Here is a 24,862-nt window from a genome sequence, read left to right as displayed (position 1 = left end):
AAGGCAGCTCAAGCGCTATGAATACTAAGACCTATGTACCTCCCCACGATTCTATACAGAAGCAGTGGCACGTAATCGACGCTGAGGGTCAGCGCCTGGGGCGATTGGCGACAGAAATTGCCACTATTTTACGGGGCAAAAATAAGCCTACATTTACTCCTCACATGGATACTGGCGATTTTGTTATCGTTGTCAATGCCGAAAAAGTTGTGGTCACGGGCCGCAAAGCTAGCACTAAACTTTACCGTCGTCATTCGGGTCGCCCCGGTGGTATGAAGGTTGAGACCTTTGAAAAGCTTCAGGCGCGTATTCCTGAGCGCATTATTGAGCAAGCGGTTAAAGGCATGCTGCCAAAAAACTCTTTGGGTCGCAAGCAGTTTACTAAGCTTAAGGTCTATGCTGGCCCCGAGCATCCTCATCAGGCTCAGAATCCTGAAACTCATGTTGTCAACACCATTTCTTCTGGAGACGCGAAATAATGCAGGCTACCGATCAATCTCAACAAGCTGTGTACTGGGGTACCGGTCGCCGTAAGACATCGATTGCGCGGGTGCGTTTGATACCCGGCAGCGGCCAATTGGTGATCAACAAGCGCCCTGGGGATGATTACTTGCAGTTTAATCCTGCCTACCTCAACGCCACCAAGGCTCCGCTAGAAGTGCTGGGTTTGGAAAGTTCCTACGATATTTTGGTCAATGTTAAAGGCGGTGGCCTTACGGGCCAAGCCGATGCTATTCGCCTGGGTGTTGCCCGGGCTCTGTGTGAATTAGACCCCGAAAACCGCAAGCCTCTGAAAGTAGAGGGTTATTTGACTCGCGACCCCCGTGCTAAGGAACGTCGCAAGTATGGCCTGAAGAAAGCTCGTAAAGCACCTCAATTCTCCAAACGATAATCTGTTCTGGGGTAGGCCTAGGCATCCTTTGTAACAGGTTTGTTGTGGTGTCGTTTGTTGAAAAGCCCAACGTTTGGGCGATATTTCCTTCCCGCTCCTTTTTGATGTCGTTTTAACGTATTGCTATGGCAAAGTCTGACATTCACCCTACCTGGTACCCTGAGGCCAAGGTTTTCTGCGATGGTAAAGAGATTATGACTGTAGGTTCTACTAAGCCTGAATTACATGTCGATGTATGGTCTGGGAATCACCCTTTCTACACCGGTACGCAGAAAATTATTGATACTGAGGGTCGTGTTGAGCGCTTTATGCGTAAGTACGGCATGGCCGATACGTCAGCCGCTACTACCGAAGACAAGACTGCTGACAACGCTTAGCCTGTTTTACGTTAGCGACTCAGGAGACGCGGGCTAGGCGGCAGACATGAGGATACTATGGCCGAGGCTTACTTAATTGAAAAGCTCAACTCCGTGGAACAGACGTTTCAGGAGTTAACGCGGAGATTGGCTGATCCCGACGTCGCAAAGGATCCTGACGAGTTTCAGCGTATTGCTAAGTCTCGGTCTTCCTTGGAAGATACGGTAACGACTTATACTGAATGGCAGTCTACCGGTGAGGAGTTGGCCGGGGCGAGGGAAATCTATAAAGAGGCCGGTAGCGATCCTGAGATGCGTGAAATGGCGGCGTTAGAAGTTGCCGCTCTAGAGGAGAAGCTGGCGGAGCTAGAGGCAAAGCTCAAGGTGTTGTTACTGCCCCGCGATCCTAACGATGACAAGAACATCATGTTGGAGATTCGTGCGGGTACTGGTGGCGATGAGGCCAGTATTTGGGCAGGGGACTTGGTGCGTTTGTACTCTCGCTATGCTGAAACCAAGGGCTGGCGAGTCAAGCTACTCGGTGAGTCGGCCGCTGACATGGGTGGCTTTAAAGAAGCAATTCTCGAAATCGCAGGCGATCGTGTCTACAGCCAGCTCAAGTTTGAGGCCGGGGTACATCGGGTACAGCGAGTTCCCGTGACTGAGGCGGGCGGCCGCGTTCATACTTCTACGGCAACCGTGGCGATTATGCCCGAAGTCGATGATGTAGAAGTGCAGATCGACCCCAAGGATATCGAGCTAACCACGGCGCGTTCGGGGGGAGCCGGTGGACAAAACGTCAACAAGGTAGAGACGGCTGTCGATCTGTTCCACAAGCCGACGGGGATTCGGGTATTTTGTACCGAGGAGCGATCGCAGCTCAAAAACCGCGAGCGGGCCATGCAAATTTTGCGGGCTAAGCTGTTTGACATGAAGATGCGGGAGCAGCAGGAAGCGGTATCTTCGATGCGGAAATCTCAGGTTGGCAGCGGCGCGCGGTCAGAGAAAATTCGCACTTACAACTACAAAGACAATCGCGTTACCGATCATCGCCTGAACCAAAATTTTACCCTCACCCCAGTCTTAGAGGGCAATATCGAGGATTTGATTCAATCCTGTATTAGCCGCGACCAACAGGAGCGTTTAGAAGAATTAGCGGCCGAATCTTCTCCGGTATAAATCTCAGGGGCGTTGCGGTAGCCTTGGGAGCAGTGTTTACCCCTTGTGGGCAGAGCCATGGCTAAATTCCTTCATATTTCAGATATTCACCTAGGCTTTGACCGCTACGATACCCCCGAGCGTACCAAAGACTTCTTTCGTGCGCTGCAGACCGTACTCGAGCGCTATGCCATCGACGAAGGTGTAGACTTTGTAGCGATCGCAGGCGATCTTTTCGAGCACCGCAACATTAAACCCGCCACTCTTAACCAGGCCCAGGTTTGTCTCCAGAGGCTAAAGGATGCCAATATTCCAGTACTGGCCATCGAAGGTAATCATGACAATCGCCCCTACGGCACCCGTACTAGCTGGCTTAAGTACCTCTCAGAGTGGAACCTGCTTAAGCTTCTAGAGCCCAAAGACGGGGCCGAGGCCCAGGATCGTTTGACCCCATGGGACGACAATACCCGGTCTGGTGGTTATATTGATCTGCCCTGTGGAGTAAGAGTGATTGGCTCTAACTGGTACGGGGCGACCGCTCCCCGAGCCATTGAGCTCTTGGCCGATGCTATCAAGGCACTTCCCCCAGCACCAGACCATACGGTTTTGCTGTTTCACCATGGTCTAGAAGGGCAAATATCACGCTACGCCGGAGCGCTGCGCTATACAGAACTGCTCCCCTTAAAAGCAGCCGGGGTCGACTACCTGGCTTTAGGCCATATTCATAAGCAATACACGGCCGAGGGCTGGGTGTTTAACCCTGGCTCCCTAGAAGCTAACAACGTTGACGAAAGTCGTTACCAGCGAGGTGCTTATCTGGTCAACCTGTTACCCCAGGGCATTGACGCGCAGTTGCAAACCGACTATTTTCAGCGTCCGATTGTGCGACTAGAATTGGTAGCCAAGGGCCACGAAAGCCTCGATGAGCTGACCCAACTCGCCATCGATCGTTCGATGGCCGCCGCCACCAGGCAACCCAACGATATTGATCCCATCCTAGAGCTGAAAATTACTGGCCAAGTAGGATTTGATCGCCTCGAACTCGATACTCGCCGCCTTCAAGAAACGATTAAATTGGCTACCAATGCACTCGTTGTATTAGTTAAGTATGACGTTGAAGATGTAGCCTACCAAACGCCCCTGAGTGAAGGCCAAAGTCGGATCGAAATTGAGCAATCAATCTTCGAAGATCTTCTGACTGCTCACCGTGACTATAAAGCCCGAGCCTCAGATCTGGCTCGAGGACTAACTGATATCAAAGATCGCCAGTTAGCTGGAGCCGATGAAGTTACCCTCTATAGCTTGGTAGAAACGCTCTTAGATCTCAACAAACCAGCGGATAAATAGAAAATCTGCCGGCGTTGCTGAATAACGGTATGAATTTGGGTAGGGGCGTAGGCATAGCCAAGCCAGAGGCTTTATGGCCATTTTCCTCTACAGGGGATATCTGATGTTTGATTCATGCCTCCCGAAAATCTGTCTATTGAGGTATCTGAGGCATCTCTGGTTGGCTTAATCTACATCAGCCAGATCGCCAAAAAATGACGCTGTTGCCAGATCATGGCCACGCCGCTGATGGCTACAAAAGCCAAGACAAGCTGGCGAAACTGCTGGGCCGACATTTTTGCTAAGACCTGCTTGCCCAGCCAGTTGGCTGGGATGGCCCCGACGCCAATCACTAATCCGTAGGCTAAATATTCTTGACTTAGGCTACCAAAAGCGGCATAGGCGGTTAGCTTTACCAAATGTAGTATGGCTTTGTTCAAGGCTTTGGTGGCCACCATCGCTTCTTTTTCCAGCCCATAGTTGAGATACATGGGATTCATAACTGGGCCGGTGCTGCCGATGAGCCCAGAGCCAACAGCATTGACTAAAGAAACCGGTAAAAAGTACCAAGCTTTTACGGTCTGCTGGCTTTCTTTTGGCACCCATAGATAGTAGATAACCATAGCCAGTAACCCTAGACCCAGCAAAAGCTGAAACCCTTCTGCATGGATCTGAGTGAGCCCGTAGCAGCCGATGACCGCACCTAAAATTGCCCCGGGCATATACCAAAGCGTGACTTGCCAGTTGATTTTATCCCAAAAAACGAGACCCCGCTGGGCATTACCAATGAGCAGCCCGGTGGTAATAATTGGCGCTACCGCCTGCGCCCCTAGCAGCAGAGAAATCACAGGAATTAAAATAAAGGGGCTGCCGCCGCCTGCCAGCATGCTGAGAAACCAAGCTACAAAGCTAGCGATCAAAAGACTGAGGGTAATCATAGAATAGGAGCGACATGGGCAGTAATCCCTAGTCTAGATGGCTTTAAGGATCCTTTGCTAGAGTAGTTTCTCTCAATTTCTTGGCCACTGAGAGCACACAGGCATAAACAAGATGACAAGAGTTGGTTATGCTTGAATTTTTAGAATCCCGTTTTCCATTTTTTAGCATGACGTATGGCGCAGCCTATAGACCCTAATTCCCCAGTTTCTGCCCCCAATTTTCAGTCTGCTCCATCGGTAGTGGATAGTTATCAACGGGCGGTGGCGGCTTTCAAAGCTAAGAATTATGCTCAGGCTCTAGCTCTGTTTCAAAGCCTGGGTCAGCAGCAGCCTGATTCGCCCTACTCGGTCAAAGCCCTGATGGGGCAGGTGCGCGTATATCAACAGCTTGGACAAGTTGAGCAAGCCAGTCAAATCTGTCAGCAGTTGCAAAAAAGTCCTGCTGCTCAGGTACAACAGTGGGCTGAACAGGTTATGAGTCAGCTGACGGAAAAGCCGACGCGAGCTCAGCCAGGGCCAATGCAGCAGGCGGCGTCGACCTCGACGGATCTAAGTGGATTTGTGCCCCTAGATAGGTCTCTAGTCTCACCCCAGAATCTGACAGCATCAGCACCCCATCCTCAGGCAGTTCCACCCACAACCGATGCTCAGTCGCAACCGGCCTCTGATGGTTTAGCCGAGCAAGGGGCTGAGCAAGCGGGGGCAGCAGCTCATTATCAATCGCTATTCCATTTCCAACAGCTCAACGAACGTCCAGCTGCGAATCCACAGGTTGAAACACCTCCGGCAGCCGTTGACCCCAGGGCTACTGCCCGCCCAGGAACGGCATCCCGTGCTAAATCTCGACCATCGCCGCCGTTGCCCAAGCATGCTTGGGCCCTATGGTTAGGGCAGGGAATAACCGCGATCGCATTACTATGGGGCATCAACTGGCTCTTCCATACGGCTCTGCGTGCCGTGGATGGCTTTTTGCGCTGGCCTAAATGGCCCGTACAGTTAGGGATTCCTTATGCCCCCCAGACATATACCATTGGGGTAGCCATCGGAATAGTGTTGCTTACTCTGGCCAATCCATGGATTCTGGATCGGATTCTGGCTTTGGGATATCGCCAGAAATCGCTATCTACCCGACAACTCCAGGCCCACAGCCCCAGAACCGTACGCCTGCTGCGTCAGGTATGCCGACAGCAGGGATGGCAATTACCTGAATTACGCCTCATCCCTGACACAGCTCCCCTGTGTTTTAGCTATGGATGGTTGCCTCGCAATACCCGCATTGTAGTCAGCCAAGGGCTACTAGACCAACAACCCGACGACGTTTTGACGGCTCTCTACAGCTATGAACTAGCCCGCATGGTTAACCATAGTTTGTCGATACTGTCGGCGGTAGGGCTACCGCTGCTGCTACTGCACAGTGGCTATCGTTGGCTAGCCACTGTGGGGGATGGGTTAACGCAGCCCTTGGCTCGCAAGAGCTTAGGTATTTTTGCGAGTGCCCTATATGGTCTATTTTGGCTGCTGCGACAAATGGTGCTCTGGCTGTCGCGGTTGTGCTGTAGTTGGGGCGATCGCCGCGCGGTAGCGCTGACGCAGCATCCCGATCATTTAGCCGAGGGCCTATTGTCTCTAACGCGAGCGATCGCAACTTACCTGCAACAGCAGAGTGCCCTCCATCCCCTACACACTAGCCTAGAGATATTAATGCCCATTAGCAGTCGCCAGGCCATAACCCCCGGGAGCCTACTGATTGCAGGTCATCCCTTGTCAGCATCTTTGCTGCCGGCAGGGGGGCTCAGTCCCTATCGTCAGTGGCTGCGGGTCAACGCCTCCCATGAACCATTAGCAGAGCGATTACTGTGGCTGAACTCGCAGGCGCTACGGCAGGGGCGACCAGGCCTGACCCTAGACCATCAGATTTTTGCTTCTACAGCTCAAATTTCGCTGCCGCTGTTGTTGTTGCAGAAGGCCCCCCTAGTCGGCCTCAGCCTCGGCGGCAGTCTAGCTATGGGGCTTTGGTTTATCGGTGGCATTGTTAACCGATTTGGCTGGCAACGGTTAAGCTGGCTCTATCAAGATCCCAGCATTCTGCTGGGAGGACTCTGGCTGGGGCTGGGGTTTGGCCTATTGTTGCGCATCAACACGCTATTTCCCGATGACGTCAAATCGCCCCAGGCCCGTCACTCCCTAACCACGTCTCCAGAGACTGTAGCCACCTTGCTGCAAGCAACTGCTCCAGTTCCCATTCAAGGGCGCCCTGTCACTCTCAAGGGTAAGCTGCTTGGCCAAGCCGGAATCCATAACTGGGGTTGCCAAGACCTTTATCTAAATGATGCATCAGGTCTAGTGAAACTTGTTAACCCAGTGCCTCTAGGTAGCCTACAAGGGCTTTTGCAAGCTCGCAGCCATCCACTGCAATGGATAGGGCGGAGCGTCACAGTCATAGGCTGGGGGCGTTACGGAGGCGGCATGCTCTGGGTCGACATCAATAGAATAGACCTTGACCACCGCCATAGCTTTCAAGCCTACGGCCCCATCTGGGCTACGCTACTCAGCTTAGCCGTCAGCCTATTGGGCATTGTAATTATCGTTCGGGGCGGGTAAATTGACGTAACGCTATGTTGCAGAAAACTCTTGAGGCTGTTACAATAGTTTACAGAAGCACGTACCTGGGTTTTCTACCTGATCTTTGTACATCGGTTTGAGAAACATTGGGTACTGGGTTCTCCTACTCTCAACACAGCAAATGAACCAGCCAACTGCGGCTGGTTTTTATTTATGGGGCGGATTTGGTTCAGGGATCGACCGAGTTTTGGGTCAAATACCGTGCTACCTTAATGGATGGAAAGGATAACCTTGCAGAGCTGTCTAGGCTTATGGGTGAATCTTGCTGCGCTATTCTGGAGATATCGGTTCTCGTTCTTGGTGAAGCTAGTGCTGACGTATTTGAGTCATTTGATTCAGCAGCTTATGAATTTTCTTGACTAATTATTTTCTGGTTCGAGTACTGCATATGGGAAATATTGGACGATTTTTTTATGGCGTTTGCAGTAAGCGCAATGACGATTGTGAAAACTTGATTAGACTTATCGTAAGAATTTGTTAGCCTGATATGCAAACACTACATTTCTCTAGGAATGAAGTTCTTCTAGCTTCGACATGTTGCCTGAAGCCCCTAGTGATGACTGAACCTAAAAGTTAGGTTGTCATAATTATCGCTGGCAGACATACAACTTGATTTATCCGGCAAGGTGATCGGTTTCGATTTATTTGCCTTTAGTTTTAGAACACCAGAGGTATCTCAAAATGTCAATTCGTCTTTACGTTGGCAATCTTTCAAGGGAACTAGAGCGTCAGGAGTTTGAAAGCGTCTTTTCTGAATTTTCTGCGGATTTGGTTTCCGTAAAGCTTATTGCCGATAAGAAAACAGGCAAATGTCGGGGCTTTGGGTTCGTCACAGTCAAAACCGACGAAAAGGCTGACGAAATCGTCGAAAAGTTGAATGGTCAAGCCCTAGCCGATATGCCCATCAAGATTGAGAAGGCGTTACCCCGGTCTAAGGGTGAAGGCGAAGGCGATGCTAAACCTAGTGGTGAGGGCAGTGGTAAGCGGCCTGGGAAAACCAATGGTTCACGCAAAGCTACGACGGCGGCCACGACGGCCTCTGTTCAGCCTGATCCTCGCTGGGCCGGTGAGCTTGAAAAGCTAAAGCAGATGCTAGCGGCCCAGACTACATCTAGTTAAATAGGGTTCAAACAGCTTAAAATTTTCTTAAACGGCAAAGATTTAAATCTTTGCCGTTTTTGTGTAGCTCTAGGCTATGTCTATGCTCAAAGGCTAGCGGAGTTTGTCATTATAGCGCTGGCCAGTTGGCTGAGGACAATACTGATAGCCCGTAGCCAAGGCTGAGGCGGCGAACCGCCCGATAGCGATCGCTTGGTAGGCTACTGATGACAACGTCGTCACTTTTGTAGCGACGGCTATCTCAACAGCGATTGATTTCGGTTTCAGCTACTTGCTTCAGACGGTTCAGTTGAGCCGCCATATCTCGCTGGGTCCATTCGGCAGCAAACCAGTTGAATCCAGCCTTGACAATCGGGTTAGGAATCTCAAACTCAAATCGATTTAAGAGCTGTGTACCTTCCAATTCAGGACGACATTCCCATCGATCTTGGCCGTTAAAAAAGCCTTCAAATGCCCAGACGACCAGACCTGGCTCACGCTCTATGACAGTACTAAATAAGACCGGTTGCCATCCGGGTAGCTGGATGATGAACCGACTTCTCGCTCCTAGTGCCGTGCTCCAGTCGCCGATAGGTTCGCAGCGCAGGGCCGGATTGAGCCAACGGTGCATGAGGTCTAGGTCAGTAAGGCAGCGCTCGACATCGGTAGCGCTAGCCCGCACCCAAATACTGTGCGTAAAGGCTTGGTGGGTAGACATCCTGGCGGTCTCCTGAGAGAATCAGCCCTTGTGAGGGTGTGGGAAAGCTTCCCAGCGGTATATCGTACCTAATCTGGGCGGTCTCGTGTCTAGGTCAATACTTTAGTCTTTTGCTTGGATAGTCTGACCTAGATAGCTTGTTGATCTGATAGTTAACGACCCACTGTCGAGATCGCGCAAATTGCCCCTACGCACGGTGCTCTTTAGGTGCTCTTTAAAGGATGCTCTCAACTACCAGGATCATGATTGACTCTATTTGCTTGACGTTGCTCCAGGTGCCCGCCCCTGGAGGCAACTCTCAAAACACCATGCCGATGGATAGCCCGGTGGCTGCTTCTAGTCGCTTTGTTCAGGAGGCATCAGCACAGCTAGGGCAGTTTTTACCTAGTCTGATCTGGGCGATCGTATTGCTGCTACTGGGTTGGATTTTGGCTACGGTGGTGGCGTTGGCCGTACGCAACCTCTTAAACAAAACCAGCCTGGATGACCGGATGGCGAACTGGGTGATGGGTCAAGAGGCCGATCGCGCTGTGCCCATTGAGAAGTGGGCTGCAACGTTAGTGTATTGGGTGATTTTTCTCTTTGCCATTGTGGCGTCACTCAATGCCCTTAACCTGGCAGGGGTATCAGAGCCGCTCAACAACTTCTTAGATCAAATCTTCCTCTATCTGCCGCGCATTGGTGGGGCGGTATTACTGTTGGGCGTGGCTTGGTTATGTGCCACATTAGTGCGCACGATTGTGGTCAACGGCCTAGGACGCTTTAACTTAGACGATCGCCTAGCCCAGCAGGCAGGCCTAGAGGAGGGCAGCAGCCCCGTTGTTTTGAATGAAACCATCGGCAATGTGCTGTATTGGTTTATTTTGCTGCTGTTTATTCCGCTGATCCTGAGCGCATTGGAACTGCCGGGGCTGCTAGCTCCGGTGGAAGGGTTGATTAACTCTTTCCTTCAAGCCATTCCTCGGATTGTGACGGCCGGTATTGTGCTGGCGATCGGCTGGGTGATTGCGCGGATTGTACGGGGTGTTGTGACTAACCTGCTGGTGGCTGCTGGAGCCGATCGTCTAGGCGATCGGGTGGGGCTGCAAATGGCCACTCCTGGCTCTACCTCCGGCGGCACCTCACTTTCGAACTTGGCCGGTACGCTAGCCTACGTGCTGGTGCTGATACCGGCCGTCGTGGCCGCTCTCAATGAACTCAATATTGACGCTATTTCGGCTCCTGCAATCTTGATGCTGGAGCGAGTGCTGACGGCCATACCCCAGGTGATTATGGCGGGGTTGGTGGTAGCGGCGGCTTACTTTGTTGGTCGTTTTGTCGCCGATCTGGTGACCAGTGTGCTGCGAGGAGCCGGCTTTGACAACATCATGTCAATCTTGGGTCTACCTGAGCTCAACCTGGGCACTGGAGCAACGGTACAGTCGGAGCTAGATGCCGAAGGTCGCCCAATGGCAACGGTGCAGTCTCCGGGCCGTACGCCCTCTGAACTAGTGGGCATCGTTACCCTGGTAGCCATTGTGCTGTTTGGGGCGGTAACGGCTACAGAAATCCTCAACTTTGCTGGCCTGACTGAGATTGTGCGGGCCATTCTGCGCATTGGCGCGCGGGTGTTGAGCGGGGTCGTTGTATTTGCTGTTGGTCTCTACCTGGCTAACCTGGCCTTTCGCCTGGTCGATGCTATGGGTACTGGTCAGGCGAAGGTGCTGGCCCAGGCTGCTCGCATCGCCATTTTGATCTTTGTAGGGGCAATGGCCCTACAGCAGATGGGGGTCGCTACTGACATTGTTAACCTGGCCTTTGGGCTGCTACTGGGTGCGATCGCAGTGGCGATCGCGATCGCTTTTGGTTTAGGCGGGCGCGATGTGGCCGCCGATCAACTGCGAGAATGGCTGACGTCCTTCAAACAGCGCTAGTTGTTCTATCAGACCAAATTTGCACGCGACCCAGGCCAAAGGATTTCCCTTTGGCCTGGGTCGCGTTAGTATTATTAACTTAACCTTAACAATCCTGCCTTTGGGGCAGCGATCTAGTCATAGAGGCACCAATGGAAAGCGGGTTTTGGTGCTGGATAAACATTGCTGGGGGAGTCTTAGTAGTATGGCTACGGTAGAACAGCGAGAAGGTAAACCCGCCTTTGACCTCAGCGACCCCAAGTATTATGTCAGCCGCGAGTTGGGTTGGCTAGAGTTCAATCGTCGAGTGCTCCATGAGGCCCTAGACAAACGCACTCCCCTGCTGGAGGCGCTCAAGTTTTTGGCCATTTTCAGCACGAACCTCGACGAGTATTTTATGGTACGGGTGGCTGCCCTTAAACAGCAAATCGAAGCCCAGGTGACTCGACAATCCCCCGATGGGATGTCGCCCATGGAGCAACTCAGCGCAATTAGCGCCACCCTACGGCCTATGGTTGAGCAACTGCATCGGGCTTTTACCACCGACCTAAGGCATCAGATGGCGCTAAAAGGCATTTGGCTGCTCGACTATGTCGATCTCAATTCGGCTCAGCAAGCCTTCTGCCATGACTATTTTGAAGAACAAATCTTTCCGGTACTCACTCCTCTGGCCGTAGATCCAGGGCATCCCTTTCCCTACATCTCGAACCTCAGCCTTAATCTGGCGGTAGTAGTACAAGATCCCCGAACTGAGCAGGCCCACTTTGCTCGGGTTAAGGTGCCGCGAGTGTTGCCTCGATTTATTGTGCTGCCGAAGTCTGAGATCAGCGATGAGGGCGATCGCCCTCATCGCTGGCTAGGGGTGCCCCTAGAGCAGGTGATTGCGGCTAATTTGTCAGCCCTGTTCCCCGGCATGGTTATACAAGAGCACTACTGCTTTCGCGTTACCCGCAATGCCGACCTGAGCGTTGAAGAAGACGAGGCCGACGATTTGATGTTGGCGATCGAGCAGGAGCTCCGCAAGCGGCGGCGCGGCGGCTCATCCGTGCGCATGGAAATTCAGCGATCTATCCCCGGGCCAGTACGGGCCATGCTGATGGAAGAGTTAGGGCTGGCCGATACCGATGTCTACGAAACCGACGGGCTACTGGCGCTCAGCGATCTGATGACGTTTATGGCGTTGCCTCTGCCCGACCTCAAAGCCCCCAGTTGGACACCCACTGTGCCCCCGGCCATTGACAGCCTCAGCCCTCCGGGAATAGACCCCGACGATACGGCCCTAGAGACGGCTGAAGATCTGTTTTCGCTGCTGCGGCAGCAGGATCAATTACTCCACCATCCATACCATTCCTTTCGAGCTACGGTGCAGCGGTTTATTACTCAGGCGGCCCATGACCCCCAAGTGCTGGCGATAAAAATGACGCTATATCGCACCTCAGGCGACTCACCGATCGTCAATTCGCTGATTTCTGCGGCTGAAAACGGTAAGCAGGTGACGGTTTTAGTCGAGATTAAAGCGCGCTTCGATGAAGAAAATAATATTAACTGGGCCCGTAAGCTGGAGCAGTCAGGGGTGCATGTGGTCTATGGTCTAGTTGGGCTGAAGACCCATAGCAAGGTGGTGCTAGTGGTGCGTCGGGAGGGGGAACATATTCGGCGCTATTACCATGTGGGTACCGGCAACTACAATCCTAAAACCGCCCGACTCTACACCGATCTGGGGTTGCTCAGCGCCCGCGACGACATTGGGGCTGATATTTCTGACCTGTTCAACTATCTCACGGGCTATTCACAACAGCAGGTGTATCGCCAAATCTTAGTGGCCCCGCTGACTCTGCGCCAGCGTCTAGAAAGGTTAATTGAGCAGGAAATTGACTGGCAGAAGAACGGTAAGGGCGGGCGTATTATTGCCAAGATGAATTCCCTGGTCGATCCAGACCTGATCGCTCGACTCTATCGTGCCTCCCAGGCCGGGGTTGCAATCGATCTGATTGTGCGAGGTATTTGCTGTTTGCGCCCTGGGGTGCCGGGGGTGAGCGATAACATTCGCGTCATTAGCATTGTGGGGCAGTTTTTAGAACATTCCCGCATTCTGTACTTTAAAGACGGTGGGCAAGAGACTTTTTTGTTGGGCAGTGCTGACTGGATGCCGCGCAACCTCGATCGTCGAGTCGAGGTAATGGTGCCGATTACCGCCGCTGCTATTCGACAGGAGCTGAAGACCATTCTCGAACTGAGTCTAGCGGATAATCGTCAGGCCTGGGATATGGCAGCCGACGGTAGCTACTGTCAGCGTCATCCCCAACCCGATGAACCCATCCGCAGTTCTCAATTGCAGCTCATGGAGCGAGTCGGAGGAGCTATCTAGCGGTATGACTTTGGTGAAAGATAATTGCCCCTAACCCTGTCAGTAGGGTTACCCCCAATAGCCCCGCCAGGGGGTTGCCGTCTACACCCGTGATCCAGACGGGTACGGCTTCGGTCGTCTGCAATAGCCCACCGACCTGGATGAGGTAATAGCCCCAGACCAGCCCCGCATGCAGCCCGACCGGATGCCCTAACCCTGTTTTACCGGCTCCGAGGGGAATTCGCCTTGCCCAACCCAGCACTAGGCCTAGCAGCAGCAGCCCCAGAAACTGGGGTAGCAGGGCCAGCATGGCATCTAGGGGTTTAATAAAATGGGCGATCGCAAAAATCAGGCTGGTTGCCCCCAATGCGACGGTGGGCTGCCAGCTCTGCTCTAGTTCGCGCAGCAGCCAGCCGCGAAATAAGACTTCCTCCGACCAGCCCACGGCGATCGCTGCTGCCGCTCCCACCAGCGCTATTTGAATTAACGCTAGCCCCCTGGCACCATCGGCGCTAAGGGTGGCCCAGCCTAAGGCTATCTGTACTGTCGCCAAGATCCCTAAACTCAGGGCACCCAGCATGGCGCCCAGGGCCATGCCCTGGGCTAGGGGCCAGCGGCCAGCAAACCCTATTTTTGCCCAGGGCTGGCGTTCACTCCGAACAAAGCGTTCCCAGCGGGGCAGCACCCACAAAAACACAACGTATAGCATCGCCGTGGGAAATAGATCGCCACCGCTCAGCATCCCTTGCCCCGCGAGCCAGTAAAGGGGCAAGGCCAGGGGCAACCATAGAACCACGACAATCAGTAAAAAAATCAACACCCGGATCAGGGGGTGAGCGGTGGCCAACTGAGCCCAAGGGAGCTTATTCATCCGGTTCAATCGTACTGGTTAGGCCCAGATTACACAGACCTTCGCTATAAAACTCAGCGTGCTCCAGGGCACAGGTGATAACCAGGGCCGTGCCGGCCGTGTGGGCCTGCATCATAATATCCACGGCTTGGGGCATGGTCAGGCTTGGCACCACCTTGAGCAGCGATTCAACTACGTATTCCATCGAGTTGAAGGCGTCGTTATGGAGCAGCACGCGGTAACGCGGCGCGGGCTTACGAATAGTGGAGGTTGTTGTCCGTTCAATGGTTTCAACTGACACAGCGATACCTCTTTGCCTAGCTCACACATTATTGTAGAAAAAAGCATTGGGGGAGACTAGCGCTGATCTAGGGGGTGAGGATAAATATCTCAATGACCCTAGGGCCAATCAGCGCGATCGCCACTCCTGACATGCGATTGCCACCCAGGCATCTACACTATCACAATAAAACTTTACGATGGTAGCGCCATACCCTCCGGAATGAACCGAATATTGGTCTGTCTAGACCACAGCGATACGATAAATCTGTCTACCATGGGAGCGCGCGATCTGCCTCAAGGCCTTTGATGCTAATCGCCTAATCTACGAGACTGACGTTATGGCTAATCCAGTTACAGGACAAATTATTTTCTTGGAATACCGCCAAACCCGCCTCTACGCTGAGGTGATTCAGGTTCTAGGGCAGCGGCAGATGGGCTGGCTCAGGCCGCTAGCTTTTGTGGATGAAGCAGGTATACAGCCCTTGGGGACAGCTCTGTTGACAGCGACCATTGGTGACAATCGGCCGACTGCCCCAGATTTGCTTTGGCCTCTCAACCAGCTCCAATTCGCTCTCGATACAGATGTATTACCGCTACTGGCTACCCTGGGCACTAAACCCCCCGCTACGTTCTCCCCAGGCCAAAAAGTATGGGTGGTCAACGAGTTTTTGCAGCAAGTCTGGGCAGAGCATGAGACAGCTCTGAAGAGCAATCACTTAACGTAACCCCTGCTAGGAGCAAATCCTAAGGATCCGGACGATTTCTATAAAGTTTTCATAAAGCCAGATCGAGCAATCTGAGGAAATTCCTGAGCTAATCGGACAATATCGGCAATATTTTGCCCTCTTGTCTAAGCAATTGTACTGGGTCTTCGGGATGTCTTTTTAGCCAACCTATGCAAGTTGTTGCAGAGACTGGTGGTAATGTCCCGAACCTGGAACTAGACGAATACGACCTTCGTCCATTTCGTACATCAGGAGTTCTAAAGCTTCAGCGTCGCCAACGGGCAGATAGCCCAAACGGGATAGTTCAGCATTGATACCCTGCTCTATATCAGGGGTTAGCAGTCTGAGATGGAGCGCCTTTTCAACCAATCTACGGATGGAATGTTGGGGGGGCATAAACCAATACCAGGAGGTCTTGAATCTGTCATGATTGTCAACCTTATCCCCAGTCTAGCCTGTGACAACACCTCAAAAGAGTTGTGAACCTGACCACTACAAATCGTGATCCAAATCACAAAACATTTGAACCGTAACAGATATGTTCAGTAGATTCACGGAGTCAGCTAGCCGATCAGGGTTGAATCTATATCAAGATATGACCAACCTTGGCCTCAATCACAGTCGAAATTAAGTTATCCGATTATCTTCGTGATGTGGCTCGTTGGTTCTAAGCAGTTTTAACAGTATTTGTTGATCCGGAGTATATCGAGTATGCAAACGATGCTTTCTAAGAAAATGGCTATTTTTCAGGCCAAAGGTTCTCTCAATGCTTCCAACGCTAACGATTTCCATTCGTCTCTGGTGCAGCACATCCAGTCTGATTTAGCCAGTGGCCTGTTTGTAGATATGAGCCAGGTTGAGTCCCTAGATAGCGCTGGGCTGATTTCCCTGGTATCGGCCCTCAAGCACGCTCGTCAGCTACAAAAGCGCCTGTGTCTGTGCTCAGTACCCCCTGCCATTCGCATTGTGTTTGAGCTCACTCAGCTCGATCGCGCCTTTGAAATGGTGGATGAATTGCCCAAGTCTAGGCCCATGGCAGCCTAGGTGTTGCCTCAGCTGTTCTTGGGGCCATTCCTGTGGGCCCTAGCCCCAGCCTGGTGTAGTACCGATATAGTATGGCAATGTACCAACCGCCCGACAGCTCAGCTTATGAGCAGGGCGGTTGTTTACTTAGGGGCTGAATAGAGATAGGCTTGCTAGCTCTGTTAGGCTTTTAGTAGCGTTTCCATCCGTCCGTTAGGGTACCTGGGTTGTGACTGTATCGATTAATACATTGGTGGCCGATGATATTGCCAAGCCGGCTCGTTACTTGGGAAATGAGCTGGGGGCTGTGCATAAGCCCTGGTCCCAGGCCACTGTGCGCTGGGTTTTGACCTACCCCGAGGTCTACGAAGTCGGTGCCTCTAACCTGGGCCATATCATTCTCTACAGTATTTTGAACGCTCAGCCCCGGCAATTGTGCGATCGCGCCTACCTCCCTGCCGCTGATCTGGCCAACAAACTCAAACAAACGGGCACCCCGCTGTTTGCCGTTGAGTCGCAGCGCCCCCTGACTGACTTTGATATTTTGGGCTTTAGCCTGAGTTATGAGCTAGGGGCCACCAATATTCTTGAAATGCTCTCCCTAGCTGGCATTCCCCTCACCTGGCAGGAGCGCGACCAGGCGGCGACAGGTGATGAGAGTCCCCTCATCTTTGCCGGTGGCCAGACCGCGACCTCTAACCCCGAACCCTACGCCGACTTCTTTGACTTCGTTGCCCTGGGCGATGGCGAAGAATTGCTGCCTGAGATTGCCCTGGTGCTAGAAGAGGGCAAGGCCACTGGCCTCAGCCGGGAAGCACTGCTGCTCGATCTGGCCCAGGTGCCTGGGGTCTATGTGCCCCGGTTCTACGACATGGCCGCCGATGGCTCGGTGCACCGCAATCGGCCTGACGTCCCGGCGCGGGTGTTGCGCCGGGTGGCGACCCCGATTCCGGCCTACGCCATGGGGCTAGTGCCCTATGTTGAGACCGTCCACGATCGCCTGACGGTGGAAATCCGCCGGGGCTGTACCCGGGGCTGCCGCTTTTGTCAGCCGGGTATGCTCACTCGCCCAGCCCGAGATGTAGAACCAGAGGCGGTGGTGGATGCGATCGAGACCGGTATGCGCAAGACCGGCTACAACGAGTTTTCGCTGCTATCGCTGAGTTGCTCTGACTACCTGGCCCTACCTGCCGTGGGCGTGGAGGTCAAAAACCGCCTCAAAGACGAGAATATTTCCCTGTCGCTGCCGAGCCAGCGGGTCGATCGCTTCGATGAAAATATTGCCCACATTGTGGGCGGTGCTCGGCTGACGGGGCTCACCTTTGCCCCCGAGGCGGGTACCCAGCGCATGCGTGACATTATCAACAAAGGGCTGACCAACGAAGAGCTACTGCGCGGCGTGAAAACTGCCCATGAACAAGGCTGGGGCCGCGTCAAACTCTACTTTATGATTGGCCTGCCAGGCGAAACCGATGTCGATGTGCTGGGCATTGCCGAGACCGTGCGCTGGCTGCGTCAGACCTGCTATATCCAGGGGCGGCGACCGCTATCGTTTAATATCACGATCTCCAACTTTACCCCCAAGCCCCATACACCGTTTCAATGGCACTCAGTTTCCACCGAAGAATTTTTGCGCAAACAGACGCTGTTGCGCAACGAATTTAGAGCGATGCGCTGGGCCAAGGTGAACTTTACCGATGTGCGTATTTCGGCGATGGAAGACTTTGTCGGTCGGGGCGATCGCCGCCTGGCCCCAGTGGTGCGTCGGGCCTGGGAACTGGGAGCGGGTATGGATGCCTGGTGGGAAAGCCTGGAAACAGCCTTCAGCGCCTGGACTCAGGCCATTGATGAGTCGGGCCTGGGCTGGAAGTACCGCCGAGTAGCCCAGGGAGAATGGAACCTGATGGCGGCGGCGGGAGATGCAGCCAGTCTAGATGCGCCGCTGCCCTGGGATCATCTAGATACCGGCATTGACAAAACCTGGCTGAAGGAAGACCTACAGCGGGCTTTAGACGCGGCCACTGTGCCCGATTGCTCCTTTGAGGGGTGTTCTCACTGTGGGGTATGTGGCCCCGACTTTGGCCACAACGTGGTGGTGCCGCCGCCGCCAATTCCTGCCTTTGCTGGCCATGGTCAGCCCAACTCTGAGCGAGTGCAGCGCCTGCGGGTGACCCTGGGCAAGCTGGGCTCTATGGCTTTGATCGGTCATTTAGATTTGGTTCGACTATTTGACCGGGCGCTGCGCCGAGCCAGTTTGCCGATCGCATTTACTGGCGGCTTTCACCCGGGGCCCCGGGTTTCCCCCGCCAATGCGCTGCCCTTGGGTGCCACCAGCAGCGGTGAAGTGGTGGATTTTGAGCTGACTCGCACTGTGGCTCCCGATGACTTCTGGCAGCGGTTTGCGGCCCAATTGCCGGCGGAAATTCCCCTCTACGATGTGGTTGAGGTGCCCCTCGGTGAGGCTTCGGCCACTAAGCGTCTCGACCAGGCCGAATACTACCTGCGCCTGCGGCCAGAGGAGCCGGGTTTGCCCCCCTGGGCCCAGTGGATTGAGGCCGTCATGGCCCTGGATGAGGTGCTGTGGGAGAAGCAAACCAAGTCTGGAAAAACCCAGGTGGTGAACCTGCGAGAGCGGCTGCATGAACTCAGCATCGCTGATGCAGAACCGCTCGTATCATTTGGGCTAGAGTATCCTGAAGATAGCTGCGAAGTTTGGTTACAGGTGGTGGGTAACTGCCGCAATGACGGGAACCTACTCCGCCCAGAACAAGTCGTCTCTATGGTAGAGCAGGTGGCAAAACAGCCCCTTGAACTTCAGCATGTACACCGTAGTCGGCTAATTTTTGTTTGATTTTCTGTATGTAGACCCTACGAGGGCCAGAACATGGGTGAGCAAGGTCAACAATCACCTCAAATAACGGCATATCGAGCCAGGAGGCTGTTAGTAGAGGGCGGGGTATGGCTAGGTCAGTGGTTGCGATCGGCCCAGTTTTTTCACCCCAAATCACCCAGATCTCGCCACTGGCCACGGTGCGTGGGCTTAACAATAGCGACCACTGGGTTAATGGTTGTGGGAGCCGTGACGCCCAGTCGAGCTGACCCCTCGGCCACCTGTGCCAGCGCAGGGGCTAATGAAAACGGCATTATTGAGGCCGCCTGTTGCCCTACTGAGGTGTTGTCAACCTATTGGCCTGAGCGATCGCAGTCCCTTGACCAGACGCTTTGTCAGCTCTTGGTGTTTCCTACTGCCAATCTGGCCAGTGCCGATGAGTTTAGTCGGAGCATTGTCGATGGGTCGCTATCGAGCGATAGTCGTCGAGCCTCTGCCGAAACCATGACGCTGCCCAGTCTCTGGTGGAACCGCGATTCTTTGACCAACCACCTCGGCGGACGCCGCCTGGTGCAATCGTGGATTTCTTACCAGATTAAAGACTCGGCTGACTCAGTGATAGATGTCTTGATCAACCCTCAAATTTGGTCGGTGTTGACCTACAACGAGCGCTTTGCCGCACTCAACCAGTTTGGCACCGCGGCCCGAACCTTTGGCTATAATCTGCGGTTTTTCCAAGGCAATAGTCACAGTTCTCGACTGGTAGGGCTGTATGCCTGTGACTTTGCCCCCTCACCGGAAGCAACAGCCTCAGCACCGCTAACCGTAAACACCTGCTCGGCTAACCTAGATATCACCCAGATTGGGCAAATTCAGCGCAATCTGGTGGCAGAGATCGCCCAGCGTCAACAAACCCCAGCAGCCTCAGACCAGACGGTTGCTGCTGATGGTGGTCTGTAGCTCCCGGTGGCGAGTTGTAGACAGAATTTTGGGGGTTATGCTGACGATCTAGCGGCTAAGTTTGCGCTTTACTCCGCAGGTTTTGCCAGAGGTCACTGTAGCGAGCTTCAGCCTCAGGGGTTAAAGGCAAAAGAAACTCACTTTGGTCGGCTACCTCCGGTAACAAGACTTGGGTAGCGGGCTGTTGCAGCGGCTGCGGTAAATCGTTGGGGCCGACTCCCCAAAGGCTAGGAGATGTACTTTGGCCATAGATCGCGAGTTGTTTGGCAAAGTCATCGCCCAAGCAAAAGTCGAGCCAGTTGAGGGCCAGGGGCGATTGTTCGGGGATGGCTTCGGACTGCACCCACAGCTGGGCACTGAGCAAGGTGCCTTCGGGCGGCACCACGGCGGCTAATTGCTGATACTGCTTGAGCAGGGGAAGCACATCGTCTGACCAGCCGACAACCGCAGTGGCATCCCCGACAATCAGGGCTTCTAGATAGTGGTCGGTGTCGTAGGCGCGTACCTGCTGGTGTAAATCGTTCAGGAAAGGCTTCAACCCCTGAACTGCGTCAGGGTCTGCGCTATTGGCCGAGGCGCCGACTGCTTTTTGGGCGAGCCCAATGACCAGGCGGGGGTGATCGGGTAAAATCACGCGTCGGGTTAGCTCGGGGCGTAACAGATCGGCCCAGGTGCTCAGCGCCTGATCGCGGGGCAGGCGAGTAGCGTCATAGAGCAGTACCAGATGGCTCCAGCGGTAGGGCATAGCCCAGATATCACCATCGGTGCTGGGCAGGCCTTCAGCACTGCGGCGCACTAACTCTGGCCAGACTGGCGCCAAGCTCTTCCATGAGGTCAGACTCGATACGTTTAGCGGTTTGATCAGGTTTTGTTGAATAGCCGGGGCCAGCCAGTAGTCGGCTAAACTCACCCAGTCGGCCACCGGCGCTACCGTGGCCCCATCTGGCGGGTGATGCCATCCCTGGAGCAGGCTATACAGTTTTACCAGCGAGTCTTGGGGGTTGACGGCCACATTGCCGCCCTGGTCACCCAACTGTTGAAAGGCTCTTAGCAGCTGGGCTGGCACCGAATTGGCCAGCATGGCCAGACGCAGGTTGGCATCGGTGCCCCGCTGGCACCCGGCCAGCAAAGTCGTCAGGGCGACCCCACCGGCACCCGCCAAGAAGCTGCGACGATTCATGAGCATTGGCCCCTCGGCTTCCCTCTCTGGTTCCCTTTCTGGGGGAGAATACTGATCAACCATAGCGCTTTACTAGACCTATGAAAGCTGTCCGAGATATTATCAGCGTCTCCATCACGGTGATTTTGGTGTCGTTTATTGGCCTCAGCCTGGCTCGGCTGGTGTATTTTTTTCTCCATAGTCAGCAGATTGTCTAGAGCTATCCTGTGATCTCAGAGTTAACCCCAACCCTAGCGCAGGTGCAGGCGGCGCAGCGGCGTATTGCCCCCTACCTGCGGCACACACCGCTGGTGCCTGCGATCGCCCTCAAGCAGACTATTCCTGGCTGCCCCAACCTGTGGCTCAAGCTCGACTGCTTGCAGGTGACGGGGTCGTTTAAGGCGCGGGGAGCAGTCAACACTCTGAAATCGCTGTCGGCAGATCAAGTGCAGCGGGGCATCATCACGGCATCGGGGGGCAATCATGGGCTGGCTGTGGCCTATGCGGGGTGGCTGGCCCAGGTGCCCGCTACCATTTATCTCGGCAGCAACGTGCCCGCCCCTAAGGCCGAAAAGCTGCGGCAGTGGGGGGCACAGGTGGTGTTTGCTGGCCAAGACTGGGACGACGCCAACCAGGTGGCGATCGCCGTCGCCGCCGATCAGGGCTTGACCTACATTCACCCCTTTGCCGACCCGCGAGTGATTGCCGGGCAGGGCACCCTGGCCCTCGAAATTTTGGCCGATCTACCCCAGGTGGATACGCTGCTGGTGTCTATTGGTGGCGGTGGGTTGATTAGCGGGGTCAGTCTGGCGGCCAAAGCGCTGAAACCCGCCATTCGCATCGTTGGCATTGAACCCGTGGGGGCACCCACCCTCAAGACCAGTGTGGAAGCCGGGCAGATCCTGGCGCTGGAGGCGACCCCGACCCTGGCCAATACCCTGGCCCCGCGCCGCACCGAGCCGCTCAATTTTGACATCATTCGCCGCCATGTAGACGAGTTTGTGCTGGTCAGCGATGACGCCATGGCGGCGGCCTGCCGCTGGCTGTGGTTTGAGCTGGGCGTGGCAGCGGAGTTGAGTGGCGGAGCGGCGATCGCCGCCTTGATGACCGGCCAGTATCAGCCCCAACCTGGCGAAGTGGTCTGTGCCCTGATCTGCGGTGCCGGTACCGCTGGGCTAGAGGCCTAGTACTCCACGGCGCAAGTTTAGATCCTAGTCCTTAGGGCTAGGGAGCAGGAGAGCTAGGGAGCCAAGCGAGCTGGAACGGTGGACATATTTCAGCCTGCGAGTACTAGGCTGCCGCTGGCCCCAGGGTCGATGAAATGCGCATGGCCAGCTCAGTCAAATTGTCGGTATCGGTGCAGAAAGGCTCGGCCTGGGCCCGCGGCACCCCACTGCTGACCAGATATTCGACCAGTAGATTAAACAGCATATCTTCCGCTAGCTGCCGCTGGTCGGCCCAGCCCTGCTGCTGATAGTGGAGATATTCTTCGCAGCGCAGGGCCAGATCTTGATAAGTGCTGTTGCCAACTAAAAACTGAAGGCTGCTGACAATCATGGCGACCTCAGAGTCAGATTGCCCCCAGTGTAGCCAAAGGCCACGATCAAACGCGATCGCCAGCGAACATCGGCTCTACTATGAAGGCTCAGGCGCGATGCCATCTCAACGAACGCTAACCTACTGCCATGCCTAACCCTGCCCCTGGTTTAGATCTCGATTTTGTGCGTCAGCATTTTCCGGCGCTGGCGGGCGACTGGGTGTTTTTTGACAACGCGGGCGGCTCCCAAATTCTCAAGCCCGTGGTCGATCGCATCACCGAATTTCTCTACACCTCCAATGTTCAGCTGGGGGCCAGCTACACGGTGTCGCAACAGGCCACGGCGCGGGTGGCCGCCGGGGAGAAGGCGATGGCGAGATGGATCAATGCCGCTGACCCAGCGGAAGTCATTTTAGGCCCCAGCACCTCGGCGCTGCTGCGCATGCTGGCCCAGTGTTTTCGGCCCACCCTGCAACCGGGCGACGAGATCATCGTCACCAATGCCGACCACGAGGCCAACATCAGCCCCTGGGTGGAGCTAGAACGCGAGGGCATTGTGATCAAAACCTGGCGGGTAAACCCCGTCACCTTTGAGCTTGAGTTAGCCGATCTAGAGGCGCTGCTGACGCCGCACACCCGGCTGGTGGCGGTGACCCATGTCTCGAATGTGTTGGGAACCGTGAATCCGGTGCGGGCGATCGCAGATTTAGTCCATGCCCAGGGCGCTCTGCTGTGCGTCGATGGGGTCGCCTTTGCCCCCCACCGCCGGGTGGATGTGCAGGCCCTGGATGTCGATTTCTACAGCTTTAGCCTGTACAAGGTCTACGGCCCCCACCAGGCGCTGCTCTACGGCAAAAAAGAGCTGTTGCTGGCCCTACCGGGCTACAACCACTTCTTCATTGAAGACACGGCGGTGCCCTACAAGTTTCAGCCCGGGGGCAGCAGCTACGAGCTGAGCTACGGCCTGACGGCGATTCCTGAGTATTTTGAGTCTGTGGCGCGTCACCACGGACAGCCTGCTGATGTCGGCCCCCTGGATCACGCCTTTGCGCTGATTCAGCAGCACGAGGGTCGGTTGAATGAACGGCTGCTGTCGTTTCTGCACAGTCGGCCCAGCGTCCGCATTATTGGCCGCGACACCGCCGACCCCACCCAGCGAGTCTCGACGATTTCCTTTGTGGTGGAGGGGATCAGTAGCGACAAAATTCCACCCCAGCTCGATGCTCACCAGATTGGCATTCGCTATGGGCATTTTTACGCGCTGCGGCTGATCGAAGATCTGGGGCTGATGGCGAACCAGGGGGTGGTGCGGGTCAGCATGGTGCATTACAACACGGTTGAGGAATGCGATCACTTAATTGAACAGCTAGCGGAGATTTTGTAGGAGGCCAGAAACCCGGTTTCTTTGCGGCTCCGAAATAATTGTTTAGATCGGGCTGAACCGCTTACAGGTTAAAGTCTACAAGTCTCGATGCGAGAGAAGAAAAACAACCGCATAAAATCCAAAATCCAAAATCCAAAATTCAAACCACTGCCCCCGCGATCAACCCCACGATCGCCCCCGCAGGCACCAACTGCCAGGTGGGCCGACGAAAGCGCACCAGCGCTACCAGGGCAACGATGCCGACGATCACCGCCAGCAGAGTGCGGGGCAGGGTGGGTTGAATCAGGGCGGCGGCAGCGAGGGGAACGGCGGCGGCGGCGATCGCCCCCAGGGCCGCTGGCATCACCCCCTTGAGAAAGCGCTTGACCCAGGGATTTTGCCGCAGCTGGAGCAAAAAGGGCGCAGCAAACATGATGAACCCAAACGACGGGGTAAAAATCGCCACGGTGGCCACCAGTGCCCCCAGTGCCCCGGCCACCTTGTAGCCCACAAACGCGGCGGTGATCACCACCGGGCCAGGGGTGAGCGACCCCAGGGCGACGCCGTCAATAAATTCGTTGCGGGTCAGCCAGCCAAAGTCATTGACCACGGCGGTTTCGAGCAGGGGAATGAGCACCAGGCCACCGCCAAAGATAAACGCCCCCGTCTTGAGAAAAAAGGTAGCCAGGGGCCAAAAATAGTCGTGAATCCGCTCCCAGCCCCAGAAGCTAGAGACGGCGAGGGGGTCTGCGGGTAGGGTGGCGAGTAAGTGGGCGCGGGATGGGG

Annotated in this window: 23 protein-coding genes; 15 read left to right on the top strand and 8 right to left on the bottom strand. The window is 54.7% G+C overall.

The window, feature by feature from the left end:
• Nucleotides 1–17 precede the first annotated feature (17 nt).
• From rplM to IQ254_RS08325, 5 genes are all read left to right on the top strand, one after another.
• Complete coding sequence (gene rplM, locus IQ254_RS08345; protein WP_193965717.1) at nt 18–479, top strand: 50S ribosomal protein L13; 462 nt, start codon at nt 18–20, stop codon at nt 477–479.
• On the top strand, nt 479–892 hold the full coding sequence (gene rpsI, locus IQ254_RS08340) for a 30S ribosomal protein S9 (protein ID WP_193965716.1): 414 nt from the start codon (nt 479–481) through the stop codon (nt 890–892). The genes rplM and rpsI overlap by 1 nt, the downstream gene beginning before the upstream one ends.
• Before the next feature lie 125 nt (nt 893–1,017).
• The gene (gene rpmE / locus IQ254_RS08335; protein WP_193965715.1) at nt 1,018–1,269 is read left to right on the top strand and encodes a 50S ribosomal protein L31; all 252 of its coding nucleotides are present in this window, start codon (nt 1,018–1,020) and stop codon (nt 1,267–1,269) included.
• A gap of 57 nt (nt 1,270–1,326) precedes the next feature.
• Nucleotides 1,327–2,427, top strand: a complete 1,101-nt coding sequence (gene prfA / locus IQ254_RS08330) for a peptide chain release factor 1 (protein WP_193965714.1) — start codon at nt 1,327–1,329, stop codon at nt 2,425–2,427.
• A gap of 57 nt (nt 2,428–2,484) precedes the next feature.
• The gene (locus tag IQ254_RS08325; RefSeq protein WP_193965713.1) at nt 2,485–3,753 is read left to right on the top strand and encodes a DNA repair exonuclease; all 1,269 of its coding nucleotides are present in this window, start codon (nt 2,485–2,487) and stop codon (nt 3,751–3,753) included.
• 170 nt (nt 3,754–3,923) lie between these two features.
• On the opposite strand, the gene IQ254_RS08320 is transcribed toward IQ254_RS08325, so the two are convergent.
• Nucleotides 3,924–4,670, bottom strand: coding sequence for a sulfite exporter TauE/SafE family protein (locus IQ254_RS08320; RefSeq protein WP_193965712.1), 747 nt, complete (start codon nt 4,668–4,670; stop codon nt 3,924–3,926).
• A gap of 174 nt (nt 4,671–4,844) precedes the next feature.
• On the opposite strand from IQ254_RS08320, the gene IQ254_RS08315 reads away from it, so the two are divergent.
• The gene (locus IQ254_RS08315) at nt 4,845–7,271 is read left to right on the top strand and encodes a tetratricopeptide repeat protein (RefSeq protein ID WP_193965711.1); all 2,427 of its coding nucleotides are present in this window, start codon (nt 4,845–4,847) and stop codon (nt 7,269–7,271) included.
• A 702-nt stretch (nt 7,272–7,973) separates the two neighbouring features.
• The gene (locus IQ254_RS08310; protein WP_193965710.1) at nt 7,974–8,411 is read left to right on the top strand and encodes an RNA-binding protein; all 438 of its coding nucleotides are present in this window, start codon (nt 7,974–7,976) and stop codon (nt 8,409–8,411) included.
• A 241-nt stretch (nt 8,412–8,652) separates the two neighbouring features.
• On the opposite strand, the gene IQ254_RS08305 is transcribed toward IQ254_RS08310, so the two are convergent.
• A complete protein-coding gene (locus IQ254_RS08305) occupies nt 8,653–9,108 on the bottom strand; it encodes an SRPBCC family protein (protein WP_193965709.1) in 456 nt (151 codons plus the stop codon).
• Between the two features lie 242 nt (nt 9,109–9,350).
• On the opposite strand from IQ254_RS08305, the gene IQ254_RS08300 reads away from it, so the two are divergent.
• Nucleotides 9,351–11,021 (top strand): mechanosensitive ion channel, encoded by a 1,671-nt coding sequence (locus IQ254_RS08300; protein ID WP_193965708.1) that lies wholly within the window; start codon nt 9,351–9,353, stop codon nt 11,019–11,021.
• A 184-nt stretch (nt 11,022–11,205) separates the two neighbouring features.
• Nucleotides 11,206–13,368, top strand: coding sequence for a polyphosphate kinase 1 (ppk1, locus tag IQ254_RS08295; RefSeq protein ID WP_193965707.1), 2,163 nt, complete (start codon nt 11,206–11,208; stop codon nt 13,366–13,368).
• Here ppk1 and IQ254_RS08290 read toward each other — a convergent pair.
• Both IQ254_RS08290 and clpS read right to left on the bottom strand, forming a co-directional pair.
• Nucleotides 13,361–14,218, bottom strand: a complete 858-nt coding sequence (locus IQ254_RS08290) for a CPBP family intramembrane glutamic endopeptidase (protein WP_193965706.1) — start codon at nt 14,216–14,218, stop codon at nt 13,361–13,363. The two genes, ppk1 and IQ254_RS08290, sit on opposite strands and share 8 nt — an antisense overlap.
• Nucleotides 14,211–14,498, bottom strand: coding sequence for an ATP-dependent Clp protease adapter ClpS (gene clpS / locus IQ254_RS08285; RefSeq protein ID WP_193965705.1), 288 nt, complete (start codon nt 14,496–14,498; stop codon nt 14,211–14,213). Before clpS ends, IQ254_RS08290 begins: the two co-directional genes overlap by 8 nt.
• 319 nt (nt 14,499–14,817) lie before the next feature.
• Here clpS and IQ254_RS08280 point away from each other — a divergent pair, with 319 nt between their 5' ends.
• The gene (locus IQ254_RS08280) at nt 14,818–15,204 is read left to right on the top strand and encodes a hypothetical protein (protein ID WP_193965704.1); all 387 of its coding nucleotides are present in this window, start codon (nt 14,818–14,820) and stop codon (nt 15,202–15,204) included.
• Between the two features lie 168 nt (nt 15,205–15,372).
• On the opposite strand, the gene IQ254_RS33525 is transcribed toward IQ254_RS08280, so the two are convergent.
• Nucleotides 15,373–15,600, bottom strand: coding sequence for a hypothetical protein (locus IQ254_RS33525; RefSeq protein ID WP_278000308.1), 228 nt, complete (start codon nt 15,598–15,600; stop codon nt 15,373–15,375).
• A gap of 315 nt (nt 15,601–15,915) precedes the next feature.
• Here IQ254_RS33525 and IQ254_RS08275 point away from each other — a divergent pair, with 315 nt between their 5' ends.
• The 3 genes from IQ254_RS08275 to IQ254_RS08265 all read left to right on the top strand — a co-directional run bounded on the left by IQ254_RS08275 (nt 15,916) and on the right by IQ254_RS08265 (nt 20,017).
• A complete protein-coding gene (locus IQ254_RS08275; RefSeq protein WP_193965703.1) occupies nt 15,916–16,248 on the top strand; it encodes an STAS domain-containing protein in 333 nt (110 codons plus the stop codon).
• A gap of 208 nt (nt 16,249–16,456) precedes the next feature.
• Nucleotides 16,457–19,078, top strand: coding sequence for a TIGR03960 family B12-binding radical SAM protein (locus IQ254_RS08270; RefSeq protein WP_193965702.1), 2,622 nt, complete (start codon nt 16,457–16,459; stop codon nt 19,076–19,078).
• A gap of 228 nt (nt 19,079–19,306) precedes the next feature.
• Nucleotides 19,307–20,017, top strand: a complete 711-nt coding sequence (locus tag IQ254_RS08265) for a hypothetical protein (RefSeq protein ID WP_193965701.1) — start codon at nt 19,307–19,309, stop codon at nt 20,015–20,017.
• Between the two features lie 55 nt (nt 20,018–20,072).
• Here IQ254_RS08265 and IQ254_RS08260 read toward each other — a convergent pair whose 3' ends face one another.
• Complete coding sequence (locus tag IQ254_RS08260) at nt 20,073–21,260, bottom strand: substrate-binding domain-containing protein (RefSeq protein ID WP_193965700.1); 1,188 nt, start codon at nt 21,258–21,260, stop codon at nt 20,073–20,075.
• Nucleotides 21,261–21,403: 143 nt separating this feature from the next.
• On the opposite strand from IQ254_RS08260, the gene IQ254_RS08255 reads away from it, so the two are divergent.
• Nucleotides 21,404–22,363, top strand: coding sequence for a threonine/serine dehydratase (locus tag IQ254_RS08255; protein WP_313887400.1), 960 nt, complete (start codon nt 21,404–21,406; stop codon nt 22,361–22,363).
• 103 nt (nt 22,364–22,466) lie between these two features.
• On the opposite strand, the gene IQ254_RS08250 is transcribed toward IQ254_RS08255, so the two are convergent.
• Complete coding sequence (locus tag IQ254_RS08250; RefSeq protein WP_193965699.1) at nt 22,467–22,733, bottom strand: hypothetical protein; 267 nt, start codon at nt 22,731–22,733, stop codon at nt 22,467–22,469.
• 128 nt (nt 22,734–22,861) lie between these two features.
• Here IQ254_RS08250 and IQ254_RS08245 point away from each other — a divergent pair, with 128 nt between their 5' ends.
• Complete coding sequence (locus tag IQ254_RS08245; RefSeq protein WP_193965698.1) at nt 22,862–24,097, top strand: cysteine desulfurase-like protein; 1,236 nt, start codon at nt 22,862–22,864, stop codon at nt 24,095–24,097.
• Between the two features lie 139 nt (nt 24,098–24,236).
• Here IQ254_RS08245 and IQ254_RS08240 read toward each other — a convergent pair.
• Nucleotides 24,237–24,862, bottom strand: a 626-nt coding sequence (locus tag IQ254_RS08240; RefSeq protein ID WP_193965697.1) for a chromate transporter, incomplete at its 5' end; no start/stop codon positions are given.

Source organism: Nodosilinea sp. LEGE 07088 (assembly GCF_015207395.1).
Taxonomy (GTDB): Bacteria; Cyanobacteriota; Cyanobacteriia; order Phormidesmidales; family Phormidesmidaceae; genus Nodosilinea.
The sequence above is the reverse complement of the archived record's forward strand: the minus strand, read 5'-3'. Positions and strand labels throughout refer to the sequence as shown.

Coding starts and splice junctions, on each gene's coding strand:
- IQ254_RS08275 (WP_193965703.1), top strand. CDS start 15,916: ATGCAAACGATGCTTTCTAAGAAAATGGCTATTTTTCAGGCCAAAGGT.
- IQ254_RS08245 (WP_193965698.1), top strand. CDS start 22,862: ATGCCTAACCCTGCCCCTGGTTTAGATCTCGATTTTGTGCGTCAGCAT.
- IQ254_RS08280 (WP_193965704.1), top strand. CDS start 14,818: ATGGCTAATCCAGTTACAGGACAAATTATTTTCTTGGAATACCGCCAA.
- ppk1 (WP_193965707.1), top strand. CDS start 11,206: ATGGCTACGGTAGAACAGCGAGAAGGTAAACCCGCCTTTGACCTCAGC.
- rpmE (WP_193965715.1), top strand. CDS start 1,018: ATGGCAAAGTCTGACATTCACCCTACCTGGTACCCTGAGGCCAAGGTT.
- IQ254_RS08290 (WP_193965706.1), bottom strand. CDS start 14,218: ATGAATAAGCTCCCTTGGGCTCAGTTGGCCACCGCTCACCCCCTGATC.
- prfA (WP_193965714.1), top strand. CDS start 1,327: ATGGCCGAGGCTTACTTAATTGAAAAGCTCAACTCCGTGGAACAGACG.
- IQ254_RS08300 (WP_193965708.1), top strand. CDS start 9,351: ATGATTGACTCTATTTGCTTGACGTTGCTCCAGGTGCCCGCCCCTGGA.
- IQ254_RS08260 (WP_193965700.1), bottom strand. CDS start 21,260: ATGGTTGATCAGTATTCTCCCCCAGAAAGGGAACCAGAGAGGGAAGCC.
- IQ254_RS08305 (WP_193965709.1), bottom strand. CDS start 9,108: ATGTCTACCCACCAAGCCTTTACGCACAGTATTTGGGTGCGGGCTAGC.
- IQ254_RS08250 (WP_193965699.1), bottom strand. CDS start 22,733: ATGATTGTCAGCAGCCTTCAGTTTTTAGTTGGCAACAGCACTTATCAA.
- rpsI (WP_193965716.1), top strand. CDS start 479: ATGCAGGCTACCGATCAATCTCAACAAGCTGTGTACTGGGGTACCGGT.
- IQ254_RS33525 (WP_278000308.1), bottom strand. CDS start 15,600: ATGCCCCCCCAACATTCCATCCGTAGATTGGTTGAAAAGGCGCTCCAT.
- IQ254_RS08310 (WP_193965710.1), top strand. CDS start 7,974: ATGTCAATTCGTCTTTACGTTGGCAATCTTTCAAGGGAACTAGAGCGT.
- IQ254_RS08325 (WP_193965713.1), top strand. CDS start 2,485: ATGGCTAAATTCCTTCATATTTCAGATATTCACCTAGGCTTTGACCGC.
- rplM (WP_193965717.1), top strand. CDS start 18: ATGAATACTAAGACCTATGTACCTCCCCACGATTCTATACAGAAGCAG.
- IQ254_RS08315 (WP_193965711.1), top strand. CDS start 4,845: ATGGCGCAGCCTATAGACCCTAATTCCCCAGTTTCTGCCCCCAATTTT.
- IQ254_RS08320 (WP_193965712.1), bottom strand. CDS start 4,670: ATGATTACCCTCAGTCTTTTGATCGCTAGCTTTGTAGCTTGGTTTCTC.